Source organism: Paenibacillus sp. F411 (assembly GCF_017582705.1).
GTDB lineage: Bacteria > Bacillota > Bacilli > Paenibacillales > Paenibacillaceae > Paenibacillus_AQ > Paenibacillus_AQ algicola.
In genome coordinates, this window is record NZ_JAGFIP010000044.1 from 1 (window position 1) to 1,601 (window position 1,601).

Genomic DNA, 1,601 nt, shown 5'->3' on the forward strand with positions numbered 1-1,601 from the left:
TGGGAAATCTCATCTTGAGGGGGGCTTCACGCTTAGATGCTTTCAGCGCTTATCCCTTCCGTACGTAGCTACCCAGCCATGCTCCTGGCGGAACAACTGGTGCACCAGCGGTACGTCCATCCCGGTCCTCTCGTACTAAGGACAGCTCCTCTCAAATTTCCTACGCCCACGACAGATAGGGACCGAACTGTCTCACGACGTTCTGAACCCAGCTCGCGTACCGCTTTAATGGGCGAACAGCCCAACCCTTGGGACCTACTTCAGCCCCAGGATGCGATGAGCCGACATCGAGGTGCCAAACCTCCCCGTCGATGTGGACTCTTGGGGGAGATAAGCCTGTTATCCCCAGGGTAGCTTTTATCCGTTGAGCGATGGCCCTTCCATGCGGTACCACCGGATCACTAAGCCCGACTTTCGTCCCTGCTCGACTTGTAGGTCTCGCAGTCAAGCTCCCTTATGCCTTTGCACTCTTCGAATGATTTCCAACCATTCTGAGGGAACCTTGGGGCGCCTCCGTTACTCTTTAGGAGGCGACCGCCCCAGTCAAACTGCCCGCCTGACACTGTCCTCGCACCGGATCACGGTACCAAGTTAGAACCTAGATACGATCAGGGTGGTATCCCAACGGCGCCTCCACAGAAGCTGGCGCTCCTGTTTCAACGGCTCCCACCTATCCTGTACAGATCGTACCCAAATCCAATATCAAGCTGCAGTAAAGCTCCATGGGGTCTTTCCGTCTTGTCGCGGGTAACCTGCATCTTCACAGGTATTAAAATTTCACCGGATCTCTCGTTGAGACAGCGCCCAAGTCGTTACGCCATTCGTGCGGGTCAGAATTTACCTGACAAGGAATTTCGCTACCTTAGGACCGTTATAGTTACGGCCGCCGTTTACTGGGGCTTCGGTTCACAGCTTCGGATTGCTCCTAACCGCTCCCCTTAACCTTCCAGCACCGGGCAGGCGTCAGCCCGTATACTTCGCCTTACGGCTTCGCACAGACCTGTGTTTTTGCTAAACAGTCGCTTGGGCCTTTTCACTGCGGCCCCCTCGTGCTATTCACACTACCGGGGCACCCCTTCTCCCGAAGTTACGGGGTCATTTTGCCGAGTTCCTTAACGAGAGTTCTTCCGCGCGCCTTAGAATTCTCTTCTCGCCTACCTGTGTCGGTTTGCGGTACGGGCACCTTCACCTGACTAGAGGCTTTTCTTGGCAGTGTGAGATCATGACCTTCGCTACTGTAATTTTCGCTCCCCATCACAGCCCAGCCTTAGAAGTGTGCGGATTTGCCTACACACCAGCCTCACTGCTTAGACGGACATCCATCAGTCCGCGTCACTACCCTCCTGCGTCACCCCATCGTTCATAACGGTTTACGGTGGTACAGGAATTTCAACCTGTTGTCCTTCGACTACGCCTTTCGGCCTCGCCTTAGGTCCCGACTTACCCTGAGCGGACGAGCCTTCCTCAGGAAACCTTGGGCTTTCGGCGGATCAGATTCTCACTGATCTTTTCGTTACTCATACCGGCATTCTCACTTGTATGCTGTCCAGCGCTCCTTCCGGTACACCTTCAACCTGCATACAACGCTCCCCTACCCCTGA

Annotated in this window: 1 rRNA gene; it reads right to left on the reverse strand. The window is 54.9% G+C overall.

Features of this window, described 5'->3' with window-relative positions:
• Window positions 1-1,601: ribosomal RNA gene (locus JJQ72_RS20185) — 23S ribosomal RNA — on the reverse strand; the annotation flags it as partial.